Source organism: Leucobacter soli (assembly GCF_042659205.1).
GTDB classification, from domain to species: Bacteria; Actinomycetota; Actinomycetes; order Actinomycetales; family Microbacteriaceae; genus Leucobacter; species Leucobacter soli.
Window position 1 is genome coordinate 1 of the sequence record NZ_JBHSRW010000389.1, and the last position, 1,199, is coordinate 1,199.

Sequence of the window (1,199 nt, forward strand, 5' to 3'; positions counted from 1 at the left end):
CGGGGCGGATCCGGGCCGCCGCCTGCTCCGCGCAGTCGAGGCCGGCGACGATGACGCCCGGCGCGCCTTCGACCTCCTGGTCTCGGGCACGGCGCGGGCGATCCGCGTGCTCGGTCTCACGATCGACCCGGACACTGTGGTGATCGGGGGCGGCCTGCGACTGCTCGGCGCACCGCTGATCGACGGGATCAGGCGCACGCTCGAGACGTGGGAGGCGGAGACCTCGTTCTTCGCGCAGCTCGGCATGAGCCGTCGTCTGCACGTGCTGCCGGAGGGCTCTCCGGCAGCGGCGGTGGGCGCGGCGCTCGCATCGCGAGCCTGAGCGAACGACGTGAGATGACACGGCTCCGGGTCGATCGATGGCGCGATTTTCGGCCGCACGCTAGCCTGGGGCCATGAGCCTGCGACTGGAAGAACTCTCCGCCGCGACCATCGTCGCCGTCAACCGCCTCGGCCTGAAGCCCGGCCAGGAGCAGTTCGTGAGCCCCGTCTCCTATTCCGCAGCCGCCGCCGTCGTCCCCGCGCACAGCGCGTGGCAGCGGGTGGTGCTCGATGAGGATCGCGTGGTCGGCTTCGTCCACGGGAACTTCGACCCCGACTCGCCGCAGGAGGAGTTCCGTGCGGCCCTCTGGCGGATCAACGTCGAGGCCGAGGTGCAGGGCAAGGGTGTGGGCACCTTCGCCGTGAACGCGCTGATCGACGAGGCTCGGACCCGCGGGGTCAGCCGCCTCACCGTACTGTGGGAACGCGGCGAGGACGGGCCCGAGCAGTTCTTCCTGCATGTCGGCTTCCAGCCGGTGGGCGAGACGCCCTACGGCGAGGTCATCGGCGCCATCGACCTGTAGCGCGCGGTGGTGTCGTCACTCCCGGTCGCCGGTTCGGGCGGCCGGGGCGTTATCGTCTCCCTCGGGTCGTCGGTCGCGTTCGGGCTCGTCTACTTCCTGACCCCGTACCTCGCTCCGATGTCCGGCGAGGAGGTCTGGGCGATCCGCACGGTCGTCACCCTGCCCTTCATCGCGCTGGTCCTGGTCTCGATGCGCAGCGGCCGGCAGATCTCCGAGATCGGTCGCCGGATCCGGCTCCGACCGGTGCTCGCGCTCGGCGTGGTGGCGTGCGGCGCACTGCTCGGCGCGCAGCTGTGGCTCTTCGCCTGGGCGCCGTTGAACGGCCGCGCCATGCAGGCCGCGCTCGGATACTTC

The 1,199-nt window shown here is 71.2% G+C and carries 2 protein-coding genes and 1 pseudogene; all 3 read left to right on the top strand.

What is annotated here, in order from left to right; all coding sequences use genetic code 11:
- The coding region (locus tag ACFPZL_RS13420) for an ROK family protein (RefSeq protein WP_382335876.1) at nucleotides 1–322 on the top strand (322 nt) is incomplete at its 5' end.
- Nucleotides 323–395: 73 nt separating this feature from the next.
- The gene (locus ACFPZL_RS13425) at nucleotides 396–845 is read left to right on the top strand and encodes a GNAT family N-acetyltransferase (protein WP_218116057.1); all 450 of its coding nucleotides are present in this window, start codon (nucleotides 396–398) and stop codon (nucleotides 843–845) included.
- A gap of 9 nt (nucleotides 846–854) precedes the next feature.
- Nucleotides 855–1,199, top strand: a pseudogene (locus ACFPZL_RS13430) (EamA family transporter RarD); the annotation flags it as partial.

Coding starts and splice junctions, on each gene's coding strand:
- ACFPZL_RS13425 (WP_218116057.1), top strand. CDS start 396: ATGAGCCTGCGACTGGAAGAACTCTCCGCCGCGACCATCGTCGCCGTC.